This is a genomic window from Clostridium cibarium, assembly GCF_014836335.1.
Taxonomy (GTDB): domain Bacteria; phylum Bacillota; class Clostridia; order Clostridiales; family Clostridiaceae; genus Clostridium; species Clostridium cibarium.
Map to the genome: position 1 here is coordinate 22,478 of NZ_JACSRA010000003.1, position 26,089 is coordinate 48,566.

Annotated in this window: 16 protein-coding genes and 1 pseudogene; 16 read left to right on the forward strand and 1 reads right to left on the reverse strand. The window is 29.5% G+C overall.

The annotated features are described in order from the left end of the window. Positions 1–7: 7 nt before the first annotated feature. Together H9661_RS02435 and H9661_RS02440 are read left to right on the forward strand one after the other, a co-directional pair. Positions 8–5,137 carry an Ig-like domain-containing protein gene (locus H9661_RS02435; RefSeq protein WP_191767626.1) on the forward strand — a complete coding sequence of 1,710 codons (5,130 nt, stop codon included), beginning with the start codon at positions 8–10 and terminating at the stop codon, positions 5,135–5,137. A gap of 177 nt (positions 5,138–5,314) precedes the next feature. After that, complete coding sequence (locus tag H9661_RS02440) at positions 5,315–6,025, forward strand: hypothetical protein (RefSeq protein WP_191767627.1); 711 nt, start codon at positions 5,315–5,317, stop codon at positions 6,023–6,025. A gap of 76 nt (positions 6,026–6,101) precedes the next feature. On the opposite strand, the gene H9661_RS02445 is transcribed toward H9661_RS02440, so the two are convergent. Continuing rightward, on the reverse strand, positions 6,102–6,941 hold the full coding sequence (locus tag H9661_RS02445; RefSeq protein ID WP_191767628.1) for a Cof-type HAD-IIB family hydrolase: 840 nt from the start codon (positions 6,939–6,941) through the stop codon (positions 6,102–6,104). 250 nt (positions 6,942–7,191) lie between these two features. On the opposite strand from H9661_RS02445, the gene H9661_RS02450 reads away from it, so the two are divergent. From H9661_RS02450 to H9661_RS02510, 14 genes and pseudogenes are all read left to right on the forward strand, one after another. After that, positions 7,192–7,707: a VanZ family protein gene (locus tag H9661_RS02450; protein ID WP_191767629.1), complete on the forward strand. Its 516-nt coding sequence runs from the start codon at positions 7,192–7,194 to the stop codon at positions 7,705–7,707. Between the two features lie 145 nt (positions 7,708–7,852). Beyond that, positions 7,853–8,425 carry a dTDP-4-dehydrorhamnose 3,5-epimerase gene (rfbC, locus tag H9661_RS02455; protein WP_143316579.1) on the forward strand — a complete coding sequence of 191 codons (573 nt, stop codon included), beginning with the start codon at positions 7,853–7,855 and terminating at the stop codon, positions 8,423–8,425. Between the two features lie 5 nt (positions 8,426–8,430). Continuing rightward, a complete protein-coding gene (gene rfbB, locus H9661_RS02460) occupies positions 8,431–9,483 on the forward strand; it encodes a dTDP-glucose 4,6-dehydratase (RefSeq protein WP_191767630.1) in 1,053 nt (350 codons plus the stop codon). A gap of 89 nt (positions 9,484–9,572) precedes the next feature. After that, the gene (locus tag H9661_RS02465) at positions 9,573–10,529 is read left to right on the forward strand and encodes a glycosyltransferase family 2 protein (protein WP_191767631.1); all 957 of its coding nucleotides are present in this window, start codon (positions 9,573–9,575) and stop codon (positions 10,527–10,529) included. A 3-nt stretch (positions 10,530–10,532) separates the two neighbouring features. Beyond that, positions 10,533–11,930 carry an undecaprenyl-phosphate glucose phosphotransferase gene (locus tag H9661_RS02470; RefSeq protein ID WP_191767632.1) on the forward strand — a complete coding sequence of 466 codons (1,398 nt, stop codon included), beginning with the start codon at positions 10,533–10,535 and terminating at the stop codon, positions 11,928–11,930. A gap of 15 nt (positions 11,931–11,945) precedes the next feature. Further along, complete coding sequence (locus tag H9661_RS19485; protein WP_243240318.1) at positions 11,946–13,328, forward strand: ABC transporter permease; 1,383 nt, start codon at positions 11,946–11,948, stop codon at positions 13,326–13,328. A gap of 12 nt (positions 13,329–13,340) precedes the next feature. Beyond that, positions 13,341–14,582: an ABC transporter ATP-binding protein gene (locus H9661_RS02480; RefSeq protein WP_191767633.1), complete on the forward strand. Its 1,242-nt coding sequence runs from the start codon at positions 13,341–13,343 to the stop codon at positions 14,580–14,582. 131 nt (positions 14,583–14,713) lie between these two features. Continuing rightward, entirely contained in the window at positions 14,714–17,050 is a 2,337-nt protein-coding gene (locus tag H9661_RS02485) for a glycosyltransferase family 2 protein (RefSeq protein WP_191767634.1), read from the forward strand. Positions 17,051–17,067: 17 nt separating this feature from the next. Further along, positions 17,068–17,976 (forward strand): glycosyltransferase family 2 protein, encoded by a 909-nt coding sequence (locus H9661_RS02490; protein WP_191767635.1) that lies wholly within the window; start codon positions 17,068–17,070, stop codon positions 17,974–17,976. Between the two features lie 98 nt (positions 17,977–18,074). After that, positions 18,075–18,959: a glucose-1-phosphate thymidylyltransferase RfbA gene (gene rfbA, locus H9661_RS02495; protein WP_191767636.1), complete on the forward strand. Its 885-nt coding sequence runs from the start codon at positions 18,075–18,077 to the stop codon at positions 18,957–18,959. A 20-nt stretch (positions 18,960–18,979) separates the two neighbouring features. Next, positions 18,980–19,885, forward strand: coding sequence for a dTDP-4-dehydrorhamnose reductase (gene rfbD, locus H9661_RS02500; RefSeq protein ID WP_191767637.1), 906 nt, complete (start codon positions 18,980–18,982; stop codon positions 19,883–19,885). A gap of 11 nt (positions 19,886–19,896) precedes the next feature. Continuing rightward, positions 19,897–21,819, forward strand: coding sequence for a DUF2142 domain-containing protein (locus H9661_RS02505; protein ID WP_191767638.1), 1,923 nt, complete (start codon positions 19,897–19,899; stop codon positions 21,817–21,819). A gap of 258 nt (positions 21,820–22,077) precedes the next feature. Beyond that, positions 22,078–22,938: pseudogene (locus H9661_RS19490) on the forward strand (glucosaminidase domain-containing protein); the annotation flags it as partial. 402 nt (positions 22,939–23,340) lie between these two features. Beyond that, positions 23,341–25,944, forward strand: coding sequence for an N-acetylmuramoyl-L-alanine amidase (locus H9661_RS02510; protein WP_341480403.1), 2,604 nt, complete (start codon positions 23,341–23,343; stop codon positions 25,942–25,944). The last annotated feature ends 145 nt before the right edge of the window (positions 25,945–26,089 follow it).

Sequence of the window (26,089 nt, forward strand, 5' to 3'; positions counted from 1 at the left end):
AATAAAAGTGAGTGTAAAGAGAAGAAATAATTTAATATGGTGTCTAGTGCTTTTTATGGCAGTGTTTGTTGGAGGAATATCGACTATTGTTTACTCAAGTAGTAGTGAAAAAATTGAAATTAGTTTAGGGGATAATAAATGGTCACCGAATTTTACTAATCCTGGTGATGATAAAAACACAGAGACTCTTACTGATACATGGTTTGTAAATGCAGCTATAGATAGATTTTTTACTGTAGATTTATCAAATTATTTTAATGAGAAGAATACAGATCTAAAGAAAATACCATTTGTCATTACGGCTACACTTAATAATAATGATACATTAGAATTAACAGAGGAAAATATAAAAAGTGATGATAAAGGTATTTTCACCATAACACTTCCAGATAAGATAAATGGAAAAAACTTGGGGGATAATGATAATAACATTAAGTTTGATATTAAGTTTAACGGTGAATGGAATATACCAAAAGCTACTAAGACATTTAATGTAACTATAGATAATGTAGCTCCAGAATTTGATTTTAGTAATATAAAGTCTGAGGAATCTTCTATAGATGCAGATATTATAATAAATGAGGCGGATAAAGATAGAATTAAAGAGGCTAAAATGATAATATCTGAGAATAATCTTCCAGGGATTGTTAGTGATATAAGTTTTAACGATGGTAAGTATCATTACAAGAATATCACTCCGGGTAAATATACAATAATTATGAAGGTTAAAGATAAAGCAGGAAATGTTTCTTACGATGATGTTAATTTAAATCCAAGTAATTCTATTACTTTTTATATTGATAATAAAATTAAGCCTATTACTAATCTATATAAAAAGATTGGGGATAATATTTCTAAAGAACCTATAGGAACTGATAAAATAGAGTATGTTAATACAAAAACTCTTGATTTGTATTCAAAAGTTGGTTTGCCGTTTCAAGAATATTCATATGATATAGATGGAAAAAGTGTTATTGATTTATGTGCTCAAATGAATTTCCAGGAAAGATATATCGCAAAAGAGTTTACAAAAGAAATAACAATTGAACCTACAGGGACTATACAGAATTTAAATGTACATTTGAAGGATAATAAGAAGAATGAACTTAATAATACCTATAAGTTATTTGTAGATACCCAAAATCCTGAAGCTACAGTAACAGGATTAGGTGGAAACACTATTGATGGGGTAACGTATATTAACGCCGAAAAACTTGATTCAACAATAAATATAAGTGATGAAACCTTAGAAAGTTATACATTAACACTTTATAAAGATAATAATAAAATATCTACAACTCATAGAAATAATAGTAAAGATATAGAAAATGATTCAGAAGCTGATGCAAGTATAAAATTAAACAATGAGGATGACAAATCATCAAGTTTTGCTTTACAGGTAAACAGCGATGGAAATTATTCTATAAATGTAGTAGCTACAGATAAAGCTGGAAATAACATAAATAAAGATATTAAATTCGTTAAAGATACTCAAACTCCAAAAGTTAAAGTTAGCGATATAAAACCAGTTTATAGTAATACACCTGAAGGAGAAGGCTATCCAGAACCAGTTGTAGATATTTCTGATGATAACTATGGAGCAAGTATAGTGAAAATAAAGAGAAATAATGAAGAAGTAGCATCGGCAACTATCGATGAACTTGGAAATTTCAATAAGGTTGAAAAAGAAGATATATCTGTAGAAAAAGATGAGAAGGACAATAAGTTTAGCTTTAGTGGAATAAAGCAAGATGGAAAATATACTATAGATATATATACAAAAGATAAAGCAGGAAATGAATTTGATACAACTAAGGGAAATCAAGATAAAGAAGTTCAATTTACTATAGATAAAACTGATCCAAGTATAGATATAAAGAGTGGCGATTCTGATATACCTGAAAGTGAAGAAACATATTATAAAGAAGCTCAAAATATTAATATTGTTACTAGTGATGATAATTTAGATTCAAATGGAAGTAAAGTAAGTGTAACTAAGGATGGAAAACCATTTAACAAAGTACCTGCTTTTAACAGTGTGGATAAAGAAGCAAAAACATCTTATAAATTTGATGAAGATGGAAAGTATGAATTGACAGTAACATCAAAGGATACCGCAGGAAACTCAAGTACTAAAACTGTTAAGTTTGTAATAGATAATATAGATCCAGAAATAAAGTTTGAAGAAACATCAAAATATTCCAAGGTTAAATCAGATATTAAGTTTACGGTAAAAGAAGCTAATTATGAACAAGAAGGAATTTCAGCTGAATGTACAAAAATTATTCATCATGAAGGTTCAAAAGATACTGTTATTTCTAATATACCATTAGATTTTAGTAAAGAAGAAACTAAAGATGGTATAGATACATTTAAGATAGATAATGATAAATTTGATGAAGATGCAACATATGAAATAAAACTTAATATGACAGATTTAGCAGGTCGTAAGGCAGAAGAACAAAAAGCTACATTTACTATAGATAAAACAGCTCCAGAAATAGAGATTGCAGGGGTAGATGCTGATAGCCATTATAATACAGATAAAACTGTTAATATTATAACTACTGATGATAATCAAGGAACAAATACAATAGAAGCAACAAAAAATGGAGAAAAGTTTAAAGTAAATGAGTTTAAGGTTGAGGGTGACAAAGCAAGTACATCTTACAACTTTACAGAAGAAGGAACATATGAAATAACAGTAAATTCTGTTGATAAAGCTGGTAATGATCAATCTAAAAATATTACATTTGTAGTGGATAAAACATCTCCAGTAACAAAAATAAGTAGTTCTGCTGATAAATTTACTAATTCAGACAAATCAGTAACAATTGATGTAGCAGATGATTATATAGATACAGCGAAAGTATCAATAAGTTGTACTAAAAAAACTCCTGACGGGGAAAATAATCCATCTTATGATTTTATAATAGATGATAGCACTATAAAGGAAGATGAGAATCATAAAAAATATGCATCTAATACTTATAATTTCGGTGAAGAAGGAGAGTATATTTTAACAGTTACTTCTACAGATTTAGCTGGAAATATTCAAAAGGAACCAGAAACAATAGAATTTACAGTAGATAAAAGTGCTCCACAAGTGAGCTTTCAAGGAATAACTGATGGAACACACTACAATGATTCAACAAAGACAGTTAATATTGATGTTAAAGATCAAAATCTAAATACAGACTTGGGTAACAATACGGTAACTGTACTTAAAGATGGAGAAGAGTATAAAAAGGATGATCTTGATTGTAAAGAAAAAGAAGCAACTAAATCTTATGACTTTACAGAAGAAGGAACATATGTATTAAAAGTGAAATCTTCAGATAAAGCTGGTAATATAGCTGAAAATAATGGTGATGGAACATATGATATTACATTTGTTATAGATAGAACAGCCCCAGCAATAAACATAAATGATTATGATAGTTTAAATAATTCATTTAATAATAGAGGTAGAGACGTAACTGTTAGCGTAACAGAAAGGTATTATGATACTGATAATGTTACAGTAAGTTATGAAAAGTTAACACCTGATGGAAATAATGTAACTGTAAATCCTGGATTTGGAGCTAATGGAGTAGGTGAAGTTACAACACAAACTTATTCAGAATTTAATGATGATGCTCAATATACAATGACAATATCAGCTACAGATAAAGCAGGTAATACAGCAAGTAGGGCAGTAGTGTTTACTACAGATAAAACTAATCCATCTGTTTCTATAACAGGGGTAGATTTTGATCAATATTATAATATAGATAAAACAGTAACTCTAAAGAGTACAGATGTTAATGAGCGTGACAATGTTGTTGCAGTAACTAAAAATGGACAAGGTTATAATATAGGCGGTTTTGGACTTTCAGGAAGAGATGCAGAGTTAAGCTATACATTCTCAGAAGAAGGAACTTACGAAATAAACTATACAGCTACAGATAAAGCTGGAAATCCAAGTAGTGCATCAACTAAGTTTACAATAGATAAGACTGCACCTAAGATAACTCCTATGGAGAGTGTTGATGGTACTGAAATTCATGATGGAGCATATATAAATAAGGCATTTACTCCAGTATTTAAGTTAGACAATCAAGAAGATACAATAGAATCAGTTACATTAAATGGCGGAGGAAATTTGGCTGGAGATATTCCTATGGCTTCAGATGAAACTAAGTATGAGTACAAAGTTGTTGCAAGAGATAAGGCAAGCAATGAGACTACATTAAATGTAGGATTCACAGTAGATACAACTAGACCAGAGATAAAAGTTTCAGGAATAATGAGTGGTTTCTTTAATAAAAACCTAACACCTGAATATGAGATAACTGATACAAATTTAGATGCTTCTAGAACTTCAGCATTATTAAATGGAAATCCATTTACATCAGGTACTCAATTAGAAGATCAAGAAAACTATAACTTTAAGTTATCAGCAATTGATTTAGCTAATAACGAAAACAATAACACAATAAGCTTTACTATTGATAAGGATAAACCAGTAATAAGATTTGAAACTCCTATGTCAGGTAAATACTTTACAGAAGATTTTGTTCCTAATTTTATTATTGATGATTTAACTGACTATACTATTATATCTATGACTTTAGATGGTGAGGATTATGAAAAGGGTGACCTTATTACTACAGAAGGAAAGCACGTTTTATTTATAGAAGTGCAAGATAAGGCAGGAAATACTGAAAGCGTAAGTGTTGAATTCATACTTGATAAAACACCACCAAAGTTTATAGTAGACGGTATTGAAGATGGTAAAACATATTATGAAGCAACTTCAGCTTCAGTTAAACTTGATAATCCACAAGACAAAATAAATAGTGTAACTGTTAATGGACAATTAATTGAAAATCATGATACAGATGAATATGGACAAGATGTATATAAACTAGATTTTAATGATATAAAAGATTATAAGGTTGTATTAAATGCAACAGATGAAGCAGGAAATAAGACAGAAGAAAAGATTAACTTCAAGGTAGCAGATAAAACAATTATTACATCTATATATACAAATAAATTAATATTATATCCATTAGTAGGAGGTTCAGTAGCAGCAGTTGCTGGTGTTGGAACTGTATTATTTAGAAGAAGATTAAAGTTAAAAATAAAATAGATAGTTAAATTAAAAAAACAGTAGTTATTTATAAAATAATTGCTGTTTTTTTAGTTACATTTTAAACTAAGAAAATAAAAAGTTTATTATATTTTACGGAATATTATTGAATATAGGTAAGAATATGATTACACTAATAGAAAGGATAGACAAAATTGAGATAATAAGGAGAAAACAATGAAAAGAAAAGTTTTGAATATTATAAAACATATAAATACAACAAAAGGTAGAATTATTTTAGGAAGCGTTATGGGAATAATTATTATAGGAGGCGGGTTTACAGCGTATGCTATTAATGCATCTAAAGCGAGGGAAGAGCCTAAGAGTGAACAAATTCAAGATGAAGAAGTAGCAGATACAAGTAAGGCAGAGGAACCTTCTAAACAAGAAGAACCAGCTAAACAAGAGATAAAAGAAGAAATGCCTAAGACAGAAGTCGCTGGAGATAGCAAAAAGCAGGTTGCTAGTGATAATAACAATAAAAAAGATTTGAATTCTAGTAATAAACCAAAGGAAGCTCCAAAACCTCGAGGCCCAATAACATATAAGAGTACAGGACTTCATATAGCTTTTGATATGCCAAGGAGTTGGGAGAATAATTATGTTATAAAGGATAATGGTAAAGAGATAAGAGTCTATATGAAGCATGAACAGAATGATATAGGGTCTGGTTATTTATTTACAATAACTAGCGATATTCATGATTATAATAATGGAATGGATCTTGATAGTATAGGCGGAGAAAAGAAAAAGAACATAAATGGAAAGCAATATCTTGTAGGTGGTCCATTGGACTTTAGAATGGATGATAATGATCCTAGAGTAAAAACATATAAATCTATGGTTCGAGAATGTAGTGGAGTATTAAAAACTTTAAGAGCTGCATAATTAAATAGCTTATAATTAATGATTTGTTATATGAGGATCAGAAAAGGAAAATTTTCTGATTCTCATATAACAATTTTTAAAATTCTTCTAATGCAAATTTTTTTATCATTTTTCCAACACCAGAATTTAAGTTAGTGTCAGTTATATAATCAGCTTCAGCTTTAAGTATATCGGCTGCATTTCCCATGGCAACACCAAGACCTGCATATCTTATCATAGATAGATCATTTTCATTATCACCTACACATATGATTTCCTCTCTTTTTATACCTAATATTTCACTTAGTCTCTTAACAGCATCTCCTTTAGAAGATCCTTTTTTCATAATTTCAAAGTTATTACTGCCAGAGCTAACTACCTCAAATTTACCAAGGGATTTAAGCTCTTCTTTAACTTTAAATAAGTTTTCTTTTTTTCTTTCATCGTTTTCTACGGCGATGCCTTTTAATATTTCACCATCAAATTCTTCAAGTACAGGTAAAAGATCTTCTTTTACTACAAATTTTATTTTATCCTCTTTAGCAAGGGTTTTATTATTTTGAATATATGGATGATCTTTGTTAATTTCAGAAGAAGATATGGCTGTATCAGCTGTATAAAAAATGCAGGATAAGCTATTCTTTTTAATTACTTCATATATATGCTTAACTTCATCTAAGGAAAAAGTACATTTATATATGAAGTCTTTTTTTGCTTTTTCTCTAATATAAGTTCCATTTGATGCTATGATTGGACCATCGATTCCAAGAAGGTCATAGTAACATTTTGCAGATGCAAATAGCCTGCCTGTAGTAACTGCTATTGTAATACCTTTATTGTGGGCTTCTATTATGGCAGATTTATTTTCATTGCTAAGGATATGATTGTTATCAAGAAGAGTTCCATCCATATCAATGCATATAAGTTTATATTTCATTAAATTTTCCTCCGTAGTTTAGATATATAGTATTGTTTGTATTAAAAAATATATTTCCAGAAATTCTGTAAGAATTTCATCAACAATTCTAAAATTAAGAACACAGTAATGATTTTATCACTAAGAAATATATAAGTAAATATTACAAAAACATTATGAATGTATGAATTTGTGGTAATAAAAATGAAAAAAGCTATGGATATTGGTATAATTAGTAGAATGTAAGTTTAAATTGAGTAAGGAGAGAGAGATGTATAAAAAAATTAGTTTGATTTTATGTATACTATGGATGGGATTTATATTTTACAATTCTAGTCAAGATGGAACTCAGTCTAATGGGCTAAGTTATAAGATTATTGATAGAATTATAACTATACATGAAAAGGCAAAAGAGTATAGTGGTAATCACTTAGTTTTTGCAGGTGGGAATGTATCAAATGCTGCTAATAATGAAAGGGTATCATTAAATCTTGAAATTAGAAAGGTAGCACATGCATTTGAATTTTTTGTACTAGCCATCTTATTAGCTAATGCTTTTTTTGCGTATAATATAAAAGGAAAGAAGGCTATTATTTATATTTTATTTATTGTTCTTTTTTATGCTGTTACAGATGAATACCATCAGCTATATGTAAAAGGAAGAAATTCAAATGTTAGAGATGTATGTATAGATTTTTTTGGTGGAGTGATAGGTATGACTTTATTTTACATAGGATATTATTCTAAGAAGCCAAAAAAGTTTTATAAGAGGAAGAAAAAGAGCTAAAAGATAATAATTACATTTGTATTAATATAATTGACAATATAAAAGATTAATAATAGTATTAAATAGAATGATAAATTGGTATAATTGTATGTATGTAAAAAAGGCATATACAATGAAATAGTTAAAAAAGTTAGGAGATCGAGAAATGGGAAACTTTAATTTCATTAAGACAAAGATTAAAGATTTATACATTATAGAACCTAAAGTATTTGGTGATAATAGAGGATACTTTATGGAAACCTATAATAAAGAACACTTTGATGAAGCTGGTTTAACAATGACTTTCGTACAAGATAATGAATCAAAGTCAAGTAAGGGAGTTTTAAGAGGACTTCACTTTCAAACACAACATACACAAGGAAAACTTGTAAGGGTTACTAAGGGAAGTGTGTTTGATGTTGCAGTAGATTTAAGAAAGGGTTCTCCAACTTATGGACAGTGGGAAGGCGTTGTTTTAACAGATGAAAACAAGAAGCAATTCTATGTGCCAGAAGGATTTGCACATGGATTTTTAGTTTTATCTGATGAAGCTATTTTTAATTATAAATGTACAGATTTCTATGCTCCAGAATATGATGGAGGGGTTTTATGGAATGACCCTGATATAGGAGTAGAGTGGCCATTAGAAGGTATAGAAAATATATTGTTATCTGAGAAAGATAAAGTACAAAAGAAATTTAAGGAATTAGATGTTCCATTTGAATATAAAGGAGAGTAATTTTTATGAAAACTTATTTAGTGACAGGCGGAGCTGGCTTCATAGGCTCAAACTTTGTATTATACATGTTAAACAAATATAATGATGTTAAGATAGTAAACTTAGATGCATTAACTTATGCAGGAAATTTAGAAAATCTTAAAGAAGTTGAAAACAATCCTAATCATGTATTTGTACAAGGAGATATTTGTGATCAAGAATTAGTAACTAAATTATTTGATGATTACAAATTTGACTATGTAGTAAACTTTGCTGCTGAATCACATGTTGATAGAAGTATAAGAGAACCAGAAGTGTTTGCAAAGACAAATGTAATGGGAACTGTAAATTTATTAAACTGTGCTAAGAATGCTTGGTATACTGAAGAAAATGGATGGTTAGACGGAGTTAAATATCTTCAAGTATCAACTGATGAAGTTTATGGTTCTCTTGGAGATACTGGGTACTTTATGGAAACTACTCCATTAGATCCACATAGTCCATATTCAGCTAGTAAGGCTGGAGCAGACTTTATGGTTAAGGCTTATGGAGATACTTTCAAAATGCCAATAAACATAACAAGATGTTCAAATAACTATGGACCTTATCAATTCCCAGAAAAGTTAATACCATTATTAATTAACAACTGCTTACAACATAAAGATTTACCTATATACGGTGATGGATTAAACGTAAGAGACTGGTTATATGTTGAAGATCACTGTAAAGCTATAGACATGGTTGTAAGACAAGGAGTTCTAGGTGAAGTTTACAATGTAGGTGGACATAACGAAAGAACTAATTTACAAATAGTTAAGAAAGTTATTTCATATATTGGTGAAAATGTAGATAAAGAAGTAACAGAAAACTTAATGAAGTTTGTTGAAGATAGAAAAGGACATGACAGAAGATACGGTATAGCACCAGATAAGATAAAAGCAGACTTAGGATGGTATCCTGAAACTACATTTGAAGTTGGAATAGAAAAGACTATAAAATGGTACTTAGATAATAAAGAATGGATGAACAATGTAACATCAGGAGATTATCAAAAGTATTATTCTAAAATGTATAAATAATATTAAGTAATTTTAAAATGTTATGACTGTGGGGTAGATTAATGCAACACAGCCATAACATTTTATAAAGATATAGGAGAAGTTAATGCATGGGTGTTTCAGTAGTAATTCCAAATTATAATGGAGAAAAGTACTTAAAAGCTTGTTTAGAAAGCTTGATGGAACAGACTTTGAAACCTGAAGAAATAATAATTGTTGATAACAATTCTAAGGATGGTAGTATTGAATATATTAAAAATAACTTTAATGATAAAGTGACTTTAATATGTTTAGAAGATAATTACGGCTTTAGTAAAGCTGTTAATGAAGGTATAAAGAAAAGTGAAAGTGAATTTGTAGCTCTATTAAATAATGACACTCAGTTACATAAGGATTGGTTAAAAGAGCTATATAATTGTATGAAAAGTGATGAGCAAATTTTTTCCTGTTGTAGTAAAATGCTTAGATTTGACAACAGAGAAATAATTGATGATGCTGGTGATGAATATACTTTATTTGGATGGGGATCTAAAATTGGCGATGGAAAACTAAGTAGTGATTATGAAGAATCAAGAGAAGTTTTTTCATCATGTGCAGGAGCAGCAATCTATAGAAGTAGTATTTTAGAAGAAATAGGCCTTTTTGATGAAAATTTTTTTGCCTATTTAGAGGATATGGATATATCCTATAGAGCAAGGGTTTATGGATATAAGAATTATTTTTCAGCAAAAGCTAAAATTTATCATATAGGAAGTGCTACTAGTGGAAGTAAACATAATTCTTTTAAAGTGAAACTTTCAGCGAGAAATAATATATATCTTATTTATAAGAATATGCCAAACTCACAAATAGTTTTGAATTTTATATTTATATTTGCTGGAGTAGTTATAAAATGGATTTATTTTATAATGAAGGGGTTAGGCAGGGATTATATAAGTGGAGTTTTAGAAGGGTTGAAAACAAAATCGAAAATTCATAGGTTAAGTATGAAAAATAACCTATATAATTATAGACAAATACAAAAGATGTTATTTAAAAATACAATAAACCTTTTAAAGAGAGGGTAAAATATGATTAAACAAAATCAAAAGCTAGTAAATAATGCAATGGTACTTATTGACGCATTAGTTATAATTATTTCATTTTTATTTACTTGGTATATAAGAATTCATAGTGGAATTTTAGAGGTAGAAGGTGGAGTGCGTCCATTTAAAGACTACTTAATTCCAGTTCTTATAATGATTCCAATATATTTGATAATATATAATGCTAGAAGGCTTTATAATACAGAAAGAGTAGTTTTTTTAAGCAAAGAAATAGTAAATATCATTATTTCTAACATTTTGGGCATATTGGTATTTACAGGATTATTTTTCTTTACAAAACAAATTGATTATTCAAGATCTGTTCTTATTATATTTTTAGTAGTGTGTACAATTTTTACAACCTTAGAAAGAGTTTTTATAAGAGTACTTATGAGACGGATAAGAAAAAGTGGTTACAATACTAAATATACAGTGTTTGTTGGATTTAGTGATGGAACTAAAAAGTTTAATAAACTTATAAGAGATAATAAACACTGGGGATATAATGTTTTAGGTATTTTTGAAGATTTTGAAGTGGATTATAAAGATGTTGAATATTTAGGTGAATTATCTGAACTAGATAATTACTTAAGTGAAAATAGAGATGTTGATGAAATAATCATCACATTAGAGATGAAAGATTACGATAAGTTGAAGAAGATAATAGCTACTTGTGAAAAGCTTGGAGTTAGAGCTCAAATTATTCCAAGTTATTATAAGTATTTGCCTGCAAAACCTTATGTAGAAGAAATAGGTGGAGTTCCACTAATTAATATGAGATATATACCTTTAGATAACATATTAAATAAAGCTATTAAAAGGGCTATAGATATAATTGGGTCATCAATTGCACTTATTATTTTCTCACCAATCATGTTGATTGTTGCTATACTTGTAAAAACTACATCGAAAGGACCACTTGTTTTTAAGCAAGAGAGAGTTGGACTTAATAGGAAACCTTTTGTAATGTATAAGTTTAGAAGCATGAGAGAACAAGATCCAGAAGAAGAGAAGCAGGATTGGACTGTTAAAAATGATCCTAGAAAGACTAAGATAGGCACATTTATAAGAAAGACGAGTATAGATGAATTGCCACAATTTTTTAATGTTCTTAAAGGCGACATGAGTTTAATAGGACCAAGGCCTGAAAGACCATTTTATGTTGAAAAGTTTAAAGATGAGATACCAAAGTACATGGTAAAGCATCAGGTTAGACCTGGAATAACTGGATGGGCGCAGGTTAATGGGTGGAGAGGTGATACCTCCATTGAAAAGAGAATTGAATGTGATATTTATTATATAGAAAATTGGAGTTTAACTTTGGATATTAAGATTGTATTTTTGACTGTTTTTAAAGGGTTTATTAATACTAATGCTTATTAGGAAGAGGAGAGAGTAATGAAAATTATATCGAAGAAAAAGATATTTGTTTTGATTGCTACATGCTTATTTACTGGTTTGTTATTTGGATTGTTTAATAAGTATTATAGCGATCAACCTGGAAATGTGAATTTAATATTAGAATTAAAGTCTGAAAGTGTTGAACAATATCAGGTGTATTTTGATACTGTTGGAGATAAGGAATGGACAGAGCCTAATTCAGAAAAAAAGGATTATAAAGAGATATCAAAATTTGATAAGCTTAATTATAGTATACCTCCAGATACAAAAAATATAAGAATAGATTTTGGAAATAGTATCAAAGAATTAGATTTAAAAAGTTTTTATCTAAAGAAGAACGGCAAGCATAATTTCACAAAAGGTGAAATACAAAGCTTAATTGGAAAGACAAATGATTTAAAATTAGACTTTGAAGATGATGGCATTAAGTTGGAGGCAACAGGAAATGACCCTTATTTGGAAATATTAAATGTTGATGCTATTATTGAGCCTTTAAGTGGAATGCCAAGTTCATACAATTATATTATGGCAGTAGCTGCATTATTCTTTGGATTTATAACAGCAAAATCATTAACAGCACTAAAGGAATCTGTTAAGTTTTTAAAGTTATCTTTTGAAAATAGAAAAATAGTTAAGACTTTATCTAAAAATGATTTTAAAAATAAATTTGCTTCTTCATATTTAGGTATAGTTTGGGGATTTGTTAATCCTTTTATAACAATAGTTATGTATTGCTTTGTTTTTCAAGTGGCGTTTAAATCTGGACCTGTAGGAACAGTTCCATATGTATTATGGTTTATATGTGGCATAATTCCATGGTTTTTCTTTTCGGATGCATTGCCATCAACAACAAATGTATTCTTGGAATATAGTTATTTAGTTAAGAAAGTTGTATTTAAAATAGAAGTATTACCAGCAGTAAAGATAATATCAGCTCTATTTGTGCATATATTCTTTGTAGCTTTCATTTTCATTATTGCAGCAATGTATGGATATTATCCTGATGCATATTCAGTTCAATTTATATATTATTTAGGTGCAATGATAGTATTAGTGTTTTCCGTTACTATTTTTACATCAGCTGTAATACTATTTTTTAGAGACTTAGGGCAAATAATAAGTATAGTTATGAATGTTGGATTCTGGGCAACTCCAATAGGGTGGCAAATAGCTATCCTTCCAGGATGGGCACAACGAATATTTAAATTAAATCCAATGTATTATATAGTTACAGGGTATAGGGATACTTTTGTGGATAAATTTTATTTTTGGCAAAGACCGTACGAAACAATATATTTCTGGGCATTTTGCTTTGTAGTACTACTTGTAGGGATTAAGATTTTTAATAAACTTAAGCCACATTTTTCAGATGTATTATAGTGAGGTATTTATATGAGCGAAGTAATGATAAGAGTAAAAGATTTAGTTAAAAAATATAATATGTATGATCAGCCAATAGATAGATTAAAGGAAACCTTATCTTTAACAAAAAAGTGTTATCATAAAGAATTTGTGGCTTTAAATGGCTTAACATTTGATGTTGAAAAAGGTGATGCTGTTGGAATCTTAGGAAAGAATGGTTCAGGGAAGTCTACTCTTTTAAAGATGATAACAGGTGTACTTACGCCTACATCTGGTCAACTAGAGATAAATGGTGTTATATCAGCTATATTAGAATTAGGTACTGGATTTAATATGGAATATACAGGGGTTGAAAATATATATTTAAATGGAACTATGATGGGATATACTAGAGAACAAATGTCTAGTAGAATTCAAGATATAATAGACTTTGCTGATATTGGAGATTTTATAAATCAACCAGTAAAGATATATTCAAGTGGTATGTTTGCAAGATTAGCATTTGCAGTTGCAAGTAATGTTGATCCAGATATATTAATAGTTGATGAAGCATTAGCTGTTGGAGATACAAGGTTTCAAATAAAATGTATTGATAAGATGAAGAGTCTTAAGGAAAAAGGAACTACCATATTATTTGTATCTCATGCTACAGAACAAATTAAAAGATTTTGTAATAAAGCTATTTGGATAAAGGATGGAATAATAGAAGCACAAGGTGAGTCAAGTGAAATAGCAGATTTGTATGAAGACTTTATGAAGTATGGAACACTGGATAACCAAACAGATGTAAGGCTTAAAAATAAGAATCAAAAGGAAGAAGAAGTTGTTGTAGAAGAGGATGATGGAGAGTTTAAGATGCCTATTAATGAAGATACATTAGCATCTATCCATGAAGTAAAGATTTCAAGAGATAAGATTAGAACATTTGAAGATTTAGAAGTAGAAATAACATATGATATTTACAGGGAAAAAATTGATAGTTTTTTAGTTGGTGCAGCTATATATACACCTTCAAGAGATTACATTTTTGGGCCAAACACTTATTTAGAAAAGGTAGAAATTCCGAATACATTTGGTAGGCATAAAGTTATTTATAGAATTCCAAGAATACCTCTACTTGGAGGAACCTACACTATTGATGTGGGAATATTTACAGATGAAAGTATAGTTAACTTAGATTATAAAACAGCAATTTGCGAGTTTGTAATAGCTAATAAGTATTTTTCAGAAGGAAAGTTTTACATTGAACATGAGTGGAAGGTGATAGAATAATTAATAAGTAAATGAAAATTTCTGCGAAATAATATGCGTTGAAAAAATATTGTGAGAAATTTAAGACTTAGTATTATTCAATAAAAAATTATAATCTGTTTTATAATAATTATGTAAGGATGGTTAGTTTAATGAATGAAGATAAATTGCTAGATGTGGTTAGAATAGGTGGAGATCCTGTAAATAGCATTGAAATAACTAGTGGCAAAGTACATGAATTGAAATATAGATCAAATGAATATAACATAAGAAAATTAATGATTTTCTTATCTAATGTGAATGATTTTAAAGGACTAATAAAGGTAGACATATTTGAAGATGAATATGGAAGTTTAGTTGGGGAACAGATATTACAACATGTGGAAGAAGGATGGAATGAGTTGGAGTTTTCATCTGCTAGAGGTGTATTTGAAGAAAATCTTACAATAAAAATTTACCTAAAAGAAGGAGATAGAGTATTATTAGGTACAGATAAGTATGACAATGTTTGTATGAGATTGTTCTGTGATAAGGTGGATCGAGAAATGGCATTAGAATTAGATAAGGCTGTTAAGGATTTGAGAAAGATATATAATTCTAGTGGATGGAGAGGATTAGTTAGAGTTTATAGAGGAAGAGATATATTTTTAAATTTCTTTAGAGGGATAAAGAAAATAGGACCTTTATGTGTTGTTGTAATTAAGAATTTGAATGTATCAAATTTTAATAGGGCAAAGGATTTTATAAAAGAAAATGGATTTAAATCGTTTGTATTCAAGGCTTTAAGAAAGCTTAAGGGCGATAGATTGGATTATAAATTTTGGATAGATCAACATGTTATAAGTGAAGCTGAATTGGAATCTCAAAAATCTTATGTGTTTGAATATGAACCATTAATTAGTATATTAATTCCAACATATAAAACACCAAAACATTTACTAATAGAGACAATTGATTCAGTATTAAAACAAAGTTACAGAAATTGGGAGTTATGTATTGCTGATGGAGCTTCAGAGCTAGAGTACATAAATCAAATGTTGGATAGTTATGCTGAAAAAGATGATAGAATAAAAGTTAAGTATTTAGATGAGAATAAAGGAATTGCAGGAAATACACAAGAATGTTATTACATGGCAACTGGGGATTATATAGGGTTATTTGATCATGATGATCTGTTAGAACCAAATGCATTATTTGAAATAGTGAAGGCAGTTAATGAAGATAAAACTATTGATTTTATTTATACAGATGAAGATAAAATTAATGAAAAGAGTGACTATAGATTTGATCCTCACTTTAAACAAGATTATGCAGTAGATACTTTTAGAAGTTATAATTATATATGTCATTTTTCTGTTTTTAGAAAAGACCTTATGGATAAGATAAGTGGATTTAGAGATGGATTTAATGGAAGTCAAGATTATGATATTATTTTAAGAGCTACTGAACAAGCAAAAAATATTCATCATATTCCTAAAATTCTTTACTCATGGAGAGTACATTCAGGATCAACTGCTGGAAATCCAAGAAATAAGATGTATTGCTATGATTCAGCTAAGAAAGCAATAGACGAAGAACTTGTAAGAAAAGGTATTAAGGGAAAAACAAGAGATGGAAAATATATAGGAACTTATGAAGTTGATTATGAGATAATAGGAAATCCTAAAGTTTCTATTTTAATTCCAACTAAAGATCATATTGAAGATTTAAATAGAACAATAGTTTCAGTTATAGAGAAAACAGACTACAAAAATTATGAAATCATAGTAATAGAAAACAATTCGGAACAAAAAGATACATTTGAATATTACAAAGAAATTCAAGAGAAGTATGAAAATATTAAAGTAGTAACTTGGGAAAAAGGATTTAATTATTCAGCTATTAATAACTATGGTGCTCAATTTGCTACTGGTGATTTTATATTACTTTTAAATAATGATGTTGAAGTAATTAATAAGGAATGGTTAACCAAGATGATTGGATTAGCTCAAAGAGAGGATGTTGGGTGTGTAGGTGCAAAATTATATTATCCTGATAATACAATTCAACATGGTGGTATAATAGTTGGATTAGGTGGAGCAGCAGCACACGCGCATAGATGTTTCAAGAGAAAGGAATATGGTTACTTCTTAAGACTTGGAATTACTCACAATTTAAGCGCTGTAACAGGAGCTTGTCTTTTAGTTAAAAAATCTGTATTTGATGAAGTTGGCGGGTTAGATGAAACTTTTGAAGTTGCATATAATGATGTCGATTTCTGCTTAAGAGTATTGAAGACTGGTAGAGTTAATGCATGGACTCCATATGCAGAACTTTATCATTATGAATCAAAGAGTAGAGGAAAAGAGGATACAGAAGAGAAAGCAGCTAGATTCAAAGGGGAATTTGATAGATTTAGAGAACGTTATTCAGATTTCTTAGAAAAAGGAGATCCTTATTATAACGTAAATCTAACTTTGGACAAAGAAGACTTTACATTAAGATATTAGATTATAAAGGAGGAGCTATGTATTTATCTGTAATATGCCCATTATATAAAGGTGAACAATACATAGAAAAATTGACAAAATCCTTAAATGAACAAAAAAAAGTGCAAATTAAAGAAATTCTATATATCGTCACAGAGGTAGAGGGAGATAACAGTATTGAAAAATTGAAGAAAAAAAATGCTAGGTATATAGTTATTTCTCCATCTGTTTTTTCTCACAGTTTAACTAGAGAAAAAGCAGCTTATAATGCTAAGGGAGATATAGTTGTATTTATATCTCAAGATATTGAAATAAAAGATGATATGTGGTTGTATAAATTAACTAAAGATATAGATAAAGGAATATGCGATGCTTCTTTTTCAAAGCAAATTTGTGAAAATAGAACTATAGAACGATATACCAGAATGAAAAATTATCCTGATAAAAGTAGAATAGTATCAAAAGAAGATGTTAAAAAGTTGGGAATTATGGCATATTTTTTCTCAGATGCAGCGTCAGCAATAAAAAAAAGTACCTTTGTTGAATTAGAAGGATATGATGGCAAAGATTTGTTAACAAATGAAGATATGTATATTGCATACAAGCTGATAAATAATGGATTTAAGATAAAATATTGTGCAGATGCTGAAGTTATACATTCACATAAATATACATATAAATCTCTTTTTAAAAGATATTTTGATCAAGGAGTATTTTTGAAGCAACATAATTATATAAAAGATTCAGGAGCTAGTGGGAGTGCTATAGATTTAGTAAAATTTGTAGCTGTTAATTCAATAAAAGAGAAAAACTTTAGTGCTTTTTTTGATATAATTCCAAACTTCGCTATTAGATTTATTGGAGATAAATTTGGGAGTAAATATGAGAAACTAACTAAAGATAAGATATTGAAATATACAGCTAATAAAAATTATTGGATGAAATAAGTGTATAAAGTTTAGATGATATGATATAATTTGTATAGGTTTTGCCTGGTAAAACCATTACATAGATATATGTAGATTAAGAAAAGAGGGTGAAGTATTTGAAAGGTATTATTTTAGCTGGAGGGTCAGGTACTAGATTATATCCTGTTACAAAAGCTATGTCAAAACAAATGGTTCCAATTTATGATAAGCCAATGATTTATTATCCAATGTCAGTGTTGATGTTGGCTGGTATAAGAGAAATATTAATTATATCTACACCAAGAGATATAGTGAATTTTAAAGAATTATTTAGAGATGGTAGCGATTTAGGTTTAAATATTGAGTATGCTGTGCAAGAACAACCAAATGGGTTAGCAGAAGCGTTTATAATAGGTGAAGAGTTTATTGGAAATGACTCTGTAGCAATGATATTAGGTGATAATATATTCTATGGACAAAGTTTTTCATCAACACTAAAAAAAGCTTCAGATCTAGAAAAAGGAGCATATGTATTTGGTTACTATGTTCAAAATCCAAAGGCTTTTGGAGTTGTTGAGTTTGATGAAGAAGGTAAGGTTGTATCATTAGAAGAAAAACCAGAACAACCAAAATCAAAGTATGCTGTTCCGGGACTATATTTTTATGATAATACAGTTGTTGAGAAGGCTAAAAAGTTAAAGCCATCAGATAGAGGAGAATTAGAAATAACAGATTTAAATAAAGTCTATATGGAGGAAGAAACTTTAAAAGTTCAACTTCTAGGAAGAGGTATGGCCTGGTTAGATACAGGTACACATGCGTCAATGCTTCAAGCATCTAACTTTGTTGAGGCAGTACAAAATACTCAAGGAACTTATGTTGCATGTTTAGAAGAAATTGCATATAGACAAGGATGGATTAATGCAGATAAGGTTAGAGAATTATCAAAACCTTTGTTAAAGACTGGATATGGAACATATTTAGTTGATGTAGTAGAAGAATTAGAAAAGAAAAATAAATAAGATTGTAAGGTGAGTGTGTAATGAAAATAGTAATTACAGGAGGAAAGGGACAGTTAGCAAATGAATTTAAGACTATCCTAACTACTGGAGAAGCAGAAATAGCTAAGTGTCCAATAGATATTACAAAATGTAATACAATATATGTAGATGTAGATGAATTAGATATAACTGATTTGGATAAAGTCAATGAATTTACATTAAGAGAAAAGCCAGATGTTATTATTAATTGTGCGGCTTTTACTAATGTTGATGGATGTGAAAGTAATAAAGATGCGGCATTTAAAGTTAATGCTATTGGAGCTAGAAATTTAGCTATAGCAGCTGAAAAAGTAGGAGCAAAGCTTGTTCATGTATCTACAGATTATGTATTTTCAGGGGTAGGAAGTGTTCCTTTAGCTGAATATGATGTAACTATTCCTGCAAGTACTTATGGAGCTACAAAACTTATGGGTGAAAACTATGTAAGAGAACTTTGTTCTAAGTATTATATAGTAAGAACTGCTTGGTTATATGGTTATGTAGGTAAAAATTTTGTTTACACAATGATGAACTTAGGGAAAACTAAGGATTCTATAAAAGTTGTAAATGATCAAAGAGGAAATCCAACAAACGCTAATGATTTAGCATATCATATTCTTAAGTTAATAGGTACAGAAGAATATGGAGTTTACCATTGTACTGGGGAAGGGGAATGTAGCTGGTATGATTTTGCAAGTAGAATTATAGAGCTTTCAGGAGGAAAATGTAAGGTGAATTCATGTACTTCTGAAGAATATTCAAAGCAGTATCCAAATGCAGCAAAAAGACCAGAATATTCATCTTTAGATAATATGATGCTAAGAGCTACTGTTGGCAATGAGATGAGAAATTGGGAAGATGCAATAGAATGTTTTATAAAAAATGTGAAATCTAAGGAGCAATGTTAAGAGGTAAATTGATGCATAATATATGGGTGAAGAAAAAGTTACCAGAGGTGCTAGTAATTCTTTCTATTATTATTTTAGGAATTATAGTGGAGGTTTTTGGATTTAATTTCAAGTATTTTAGATTAGATTCTAATGAAAAAGGTATAGTGAAGATAAATGAAAATGATATAGTTGCTGATAATTTTACATTAGATGAATCTAAATTAACTATTACTGGTGAGAATCCATCATTTAAGATAAATGGAAGTAAGTATATAAATTATTTAAATATTAAACTTATGGACGAAAATAAGATCTTGAAAATTACTCCAGAAAAAGAGGGAATATCATTATCAAATCAGAAAACTTATAGTGGTGATTTGGCTTTAAAATCAAATTCATATATTAAAGTTAATGATTATAGTGATAATGTAAAGTTTAAAATAGGAATTGTGAATAAAGACAATACTGAAACAGGTAAAAAAGATAATTCTAGTATTTCAATGGAAGTTGATAGTGTATATATAGATAATACATTTACATTTAATGTGGCTAGATATATATTTATTATCTCTCTTGGGTTATTAGCGTTTTATTTTATTCATTATAGGAATATAGTTAAGGAAAAACTACATATATCTTTTGTTGTTATAAGTTTATGTATTGGTATGAATTTTGTGTTTATGATGCCAACATATTATTCTCATGATGAAAGAGAACATTTCATTAAAGCTTATGAACTTGCAAATTTTGATATTGTTGGAGAAAGTAAAGCTATTGGTTGGCCGGAAAATATTGATACTTTTTTTGGTTCAAATGGGATAGCGCCAATTTTTGATTCTTATAAAGAAAAAGTTGAATATCAAGATAAGTTCACGGATAATAATTATTCTAAGGATGCTATATATAAAACAACAGCTTCAACATATCCATTTGTTCCTTATATACCTGGAGCAATAGGTATAGGTATAGGCTTGTTGCTTAAATTGTCATTTATAACTAGTTTTTATTTAGGACGTATTACTGGATTAGTTATATGTACTATTTTGGGTGCTTTAATAATTAAGCATACGAAAATAGCAAAAAGACTTATATTTATGATTATGTTACTTCCAAGTGTCTTATATCATGGGGCTGCATATTCTGCAGATGCTGTTACATTAATATCTTCAATGGCCGCCATGGTAATATTTATTAATATTATTGGAGCTAAAGAGAGGAGCATAGGTTATAAAGAAATAGGATTCTTTTTAGTAGCTATTTCAGTTTTAATAATGAGCAAGTTTTCATATGCTCCATTATGCTTGTTAATTTTAGCAGTTCCTAAAATGAAGTTAAAAGAAAAACTCAATGTATGGACTATAAAACTAGGAACTTTGTTCTTATCAGGATGTGTAACAATATTAACTCTTGTTTATGGATTATCAAAAGATGCAAATCAATGGAAGGTACCAGGTGTAGATGTAAAAGGGCAAGTATTATTCATTTTTCATAATATTTTCACTTATTTACATATAGCTATTAATGAGTTTATAAAAAATATACAAGAGTATTTGCTAGTGCCAGGTAACTTGGCTTATACGGGAAATATCAAGGTGTTCTATATTTATATAATGGTATTTATATTATTTGTTGTAGCAATTATAGACAATGAAGAAAACATTATAAAAATAGCAGGTAAAGACAAATTGGTTATTTCTTTAGCAACAATAATTGCTTGGGGATTAGTTGATACAGCATTATATGTTACATTTACTCCAGTTGGAAGTAAAGAAATAGCAGGGGTACAGGGAAGGTATATAATACCTCTTTTACTACCTATATTACTGATTTTTAAGAATAATAAGATAATTACTAATTATAAAAAAGAAAATTTAAATTATTTAATAAGTGTCTTTTGGGTTTTTACATTAATTATATCGATGGGGATGCTATTTTCACAATATAATGGTTAAGATAAGCTTCTTTTACTGATTTTAGGGATTGGTGAAAGAAGCTTTTTTAAATGCAAAATTTCGAAAAAAAACGAATAGACACAAAAAAGAGAATAATGAGCTGTGTTTTTAACAAAGAATTAAAAAGCTACCAAATAAATGATAATATATAGATTTTTTTTTAGTCGTATTAAAAAATAAACAAAATGCGGAATGTTTACTCAATATAATAAATATGATAGAATTATAAAGGATATTATAAGAAAGGGGGGGAGACGAGTGAGTAAAAATAAAAAAAATCTTGCGTATTTTTTAATATTTGCGTTTATTTTCAACTTTTTACCTGCTTTTACAATCAAAGTCAAAGCTGCAAGTGATGATATTAGCATTGTATCCCAAACAAATATTACATTAGAAATGGCAAAGAAATGGGCAAAGAAGAATGGCGCTACTGATACTTTTGTAAATCTTGCTGATCTGTATTGGAAATATGGACAAGCTAGAGGAGGAGTTAATGCTGCCATTGCATATGTTCAATCTGCTAAAGAGACAGGATATGGACATTTTTCAGGAGTATTAGATGAATCTTTTCATAATCCTTGTGGATTAAAAACAAGTACAGGTGGATCAGATACAGATCCAAATGCACATAAAAGATTTAACAATTGGGATGAAGGTGTACAAGCTCATCTTGATCATTTAGCTTTATATGCTGGTGCTGTTGGATATCCAAGAAGTGATACATATGATTCTAGACAATTTGCTAGTATTAAAGGAACTGCTAGGACAGTTGTGGCTCTTGGAGGACGTTGGGCACCAAGTAATACTTATGGGTTGGAAGTGTTAAATTTATACAATAATTTAGCAATAATGCAAACTAATAGTGTTGGTCATAGTGTAATTGATAGTCCTGCATATAATAGTACTGTTACAAGCAATGAAATTGAAGTAACAGGTTGGGCTTTAAATCCAAGTGGAATTAAACAAATAGAAATATATGTTGATGGGCAATTAAAAGGTACAACCAAATGTACAATATCAAGGCCAGATGTAGCTAACGCTTATCCTGGATATATGACTGGAGATATAAGTGGTTATAAATCGACATTGGATATGAAGAGCTTAAGTAATGGGGTTAGAACTATTACAGTAAAATACTATGGAAATGATGGAACAATAGACAATGATACAATTAAAATTAATTTGAATAAACCTACACCTTTACAATGCATAGATATGCTTAATGTAGCTGGTAACAAATTGTCAATAAGCGGATGGGCTATTAATCCAAGTGGAGTAAAAAGCGTAGAAGTTTTTGTTGATGGAAAATCAAAAGGAAATGCTACTTATGGTATAGCAAGACCAGATGTGAAGGCAGTATATACAAATTATTTGAATGCTGATAAAAGTGGATTTTCTGCAAATTTAGACGTAAGTGATATTCAAGGTGGTACAAGAACTGTAAAGATAAGACAGACTGGAATTGATGGATCAGTATTTAGTTCAGAAGGAACGATAAATATTGATAGACCAGCGCCTATAATGAATATCGATTCACCATCTAATAATTCAACTATAAGTGGTAATTCGCTTTTTGTTGGAGGATGGGTTCTAAATAACTTTGGAGTTAAAGAAGTTCAGATTTATGTAGATGGAAAGTTTAAAGGAAACGCAGATATTAATTTAGCAAGACCAGACGTTAAGTCAGTATATCCACAATATACTAACGCAGCTAACAGTGGATTTTCTAAAACAGTATCTATAAGTGATATTGCTGGTGGAAATAAAATTGTTGAAATAAAACAAGTTTGTAATGATGGTAGTTCAGTTAGTATGAAAACAAATATTAACATTAATAAACCTAATCCTATAGGATGTATTGATGCACCAATAGATGGTGCTAAAGTTAATGGCAAAACCATTAATGTAAGTGGATGGGCACTTAATAGTTCGAATATTAAAAGTGTAGATATATTTGTAGATGGAATAGCAAAAGGATCAGCGACAATAGGCCAACCAAGACCAGATGTTAAATCAGTATACCCACAATATACAAATGCAGCAATTAGTGGATTTAGTAAAGAAGTAAACATCGAAGATGTAGCAGGTGGAGAAAAAATATTAAAAGTAGTAGAAACAGGAAATGATGGTACTGTATATACTAATGAAGCTAGGATAAATATAGCAAAATTACAACCAATAACAACTGTTGATACACCTGGAAATGGGCAAAGTGTGTCTGGCGATAATTTAACTATAAGTGGATGGACAATTAATCCAGCTGGAATAAAGCAAGTGAAGGTTTATATAGATGGAACTTATGTCCAAGATGCCTCAATAGGAATATCAAGACCTGATGTAAAGGCTGTTTATCCACAATATAATTATGCTGAAAAGAGTGGTTTTAGAACTAACTTAGATATCAATAATATACCAAATGGAAGCAGAAAAATCAAAGTAGAACAAATAGGAAATGATGGGACAGGTAGTTCTGTAGAAATTCCAATAACTATTAATAGGCCAGAGCCAATTGGATGTATAGATTATCCAGGATATGGAGAATCTATAGATGGTAGTACTCTTTCTCTTGGAGGATGGGTACTTAATGCAACTGGAATTAAGGAAGTTAATGTTTATATTGATGATGTACTCTTAGGTAAAGCAAATACTGGAATATCAAGACCTGATGTAAAGACTGTTTATCCACAGTACAAAAATGCTGATAAAAGTGGATATAATGCTAATATTGATATCAGAGATATAAAAGGTGGAGTTAGAAAACTAAGAGTTGAACAAGTAGGAAATGATGGATCAAAATCTAGTGTATCCATAAATATAAATATAAATAAGCCTACACCAATAGAATGTATAGATACACCAATATCTGAACAATCAATAAGTGGAAAAACTTTAAAAATATCTGGATGGGCACTAAATCCAAGTGGAGTTAGTAAAGTTGAGATATATGTTGATGGTAAATATAAAGGTGTTGCACAATTAGGAATATCAAGGACTGATGTAGCAAAAGCTTTTCCTCGTTATGCTAATGGGGATAAAAGTGGATATTCTGCCACAGTAGATATAAACGATGTTGCACCTGGAAGAAAAACAGTTGAAGTACGACAATATGGTAATGATGGAGGAACGCATTTTTCATTGGTATCAGTTAACATTCAAAAGAAGAATCCGATGGTAAATATAGATTCTCCAAGTAATAATAGAGTAGAGCAATCTGATAGTTTATATGTTGGTGGATGGACATTAAATGAATCAGGCATAAGTAAAATAAATGTATATGTCGATGATAATAAAGTTGCAAGCCCAACATTAACTATGAATAGGCCAGATGTAATAGCTGCTTTTCCAGGGTATCAGACTAGTCAACTTTGTGGATATCAACTTTCAATAGGAATTAGCAATTTAGCTGTTGGACCTAGGCATACTCTTAAAGTAGAATCAATAGGAATTGATGGAACTGTTGCAACATCAACAAGTACATTCTATTATAAGAAAAAGAATACTTTGATAGTAATAGATCCAGGTCATAATTACGGTGGTGACTATGGAGCAGATTCAAGTTTTAATGGAGTATATTATAGTGAAACAGAACTAAATATGCTAGTTGCAATAAAGCTTCAGAGTAATCTTCAAGCTCAAGGGTATCAAGTAGTTATGACAAGACGCCTAGGAGAAAGATCTATGGATGACCTAAATACAAGTTTGCGTAATAGAGCGATATTAGCTAATGATTTAAATGCTGACTTGTTTATTAGTATTCATCATAATTCAGCAGAGCCTAATACTACTGCTAGAGGGTCAGAAGTATATTATACTGAGAGAACTTCAAATGAACGAGATGCAGGAATGCCTCCACATAATCCAGATAAATTTACTAAATCACGTGATTTAGCTATAGGCACAGCGGAAAGAATTAGTTCAAATACTGGATTTGCAAATAGAGGTGGAAAAGGCGATGTTAGTAGCTTAGGATTTGGTTTATCCGTTCTTAGAAATACTAAGATGCCTGCAATACTTGTTGAATGTGGATATATTTCAAATCCAACAGAAGCTAGTTTGTTAGCTAACAATTCAATTCAACAAGCAACTGCTAATGGAATTACTCAAGCAGTAAAAGCAAGATATTAAATTAGAAATTGAGAGTGGAAGAAATGATTTGAAAATTATTTCTTCACTCTTTTTTTGTTTTTAGTAAGAGATAAGGAATGTTTTTTTATGATAAAGTTTTTAAGTATTTCTCTATGACGTTGTTGTTTATTAAATTAAAGCATGA

Bases quoted from the DNA above. Each gene is read 5' to 3' on its own strand.
- H9661_RS02440 (WP_191767627.1), top strand. From the start codon at position 5,315: ATGAAAAGAAAAGTTTTGAATATTATAAAACATATAAATACAACAAAA.
- H9661_RS02445 (WP_191767628.1), bottom strand. From the start codon at position 6,941: ATGAAATATAAACTTATATGCATTGATATGGATGGAACTCTTCTTGAT.
- H9661_RS02450 (WP_191767629.1), top strand. From the start codon at position 7,192: ATGTATAAAAAAATTAGTTTGATTTTATGTATACTATGGATGGGATTT.
- rfbC (WP_143316579.1), top strand. From the start codon at position 7,853: ATGGGAAACTTTAATTTCATTAAGACAAAGATTAAAGATTTATACATT.
- rfbB (WP_191767630.1), top strand. From the start codon at position 8,431: ATGAAAACTTATTTAGTGACAGGCGGAGCTGGCTTCATAGGCTCAAAC.
- H9661_RS02465 (WP_191767631.1), top strand. From the start codon at position 9,573: ATGGGTGTTTCAGTAGTAATTCCAAATTATAATGGAGAAAAGTACTTA.
- H9661_RS02470 (WP_191767632.1), top strand. From the start codon at position 10,533: ATGATTAAACAAAATCAAAAGCTAGTAAATAATGCAATGGTACTTATT.
- H9661_RS19485 (WP_243240318.1), top strand. From the start codon at position 11,946: ATGAAAATTATATCGAAGAAAAAGATATTTGTTTTGATTGCTACATGC.
- H9661_RS02480 (WP_191767633.1), top strand. From the start codon at position 13,341: ATGAGCGAAGTAATGATAAGAGTAAAAGATTTAGTTAAAAAATATAAT.
- H9661_RS02485 (WP_191767634.1), top strand. From the start codon at position 14,714: ATGAATGAAGATAAATTGCTAGATGTGGTTAGAATAGGTGGAGATCCT.
- H9661_RS02490 (WP_191767635.1), top strand. From the start codon at position 17,068: ATGTATTTATCTGTAATATGCCCATTATATAAAGGTGAACAATACATA.
- rfbD (WP_191767637.1), top strand. From the start codon at position 18,980: ATGAAAATAGTAATTACAGGAGGAAAGGGACAGTTAGCAAATGAATTT.
- H9661_RS02505 (WP_191767638.1), top strand. From the start codon at position 19,897: ATGCATAATATATGGGTGAAGAAAAAGTTACCAGAGGTGCTAGTAATT.
- H9661_RS02510 (WP_341480403.1), top strand. From the start codon at position 23,341: ATGAATATCGATTCACCATCTAATAATTCAACTATAAGTGGTAATTCG.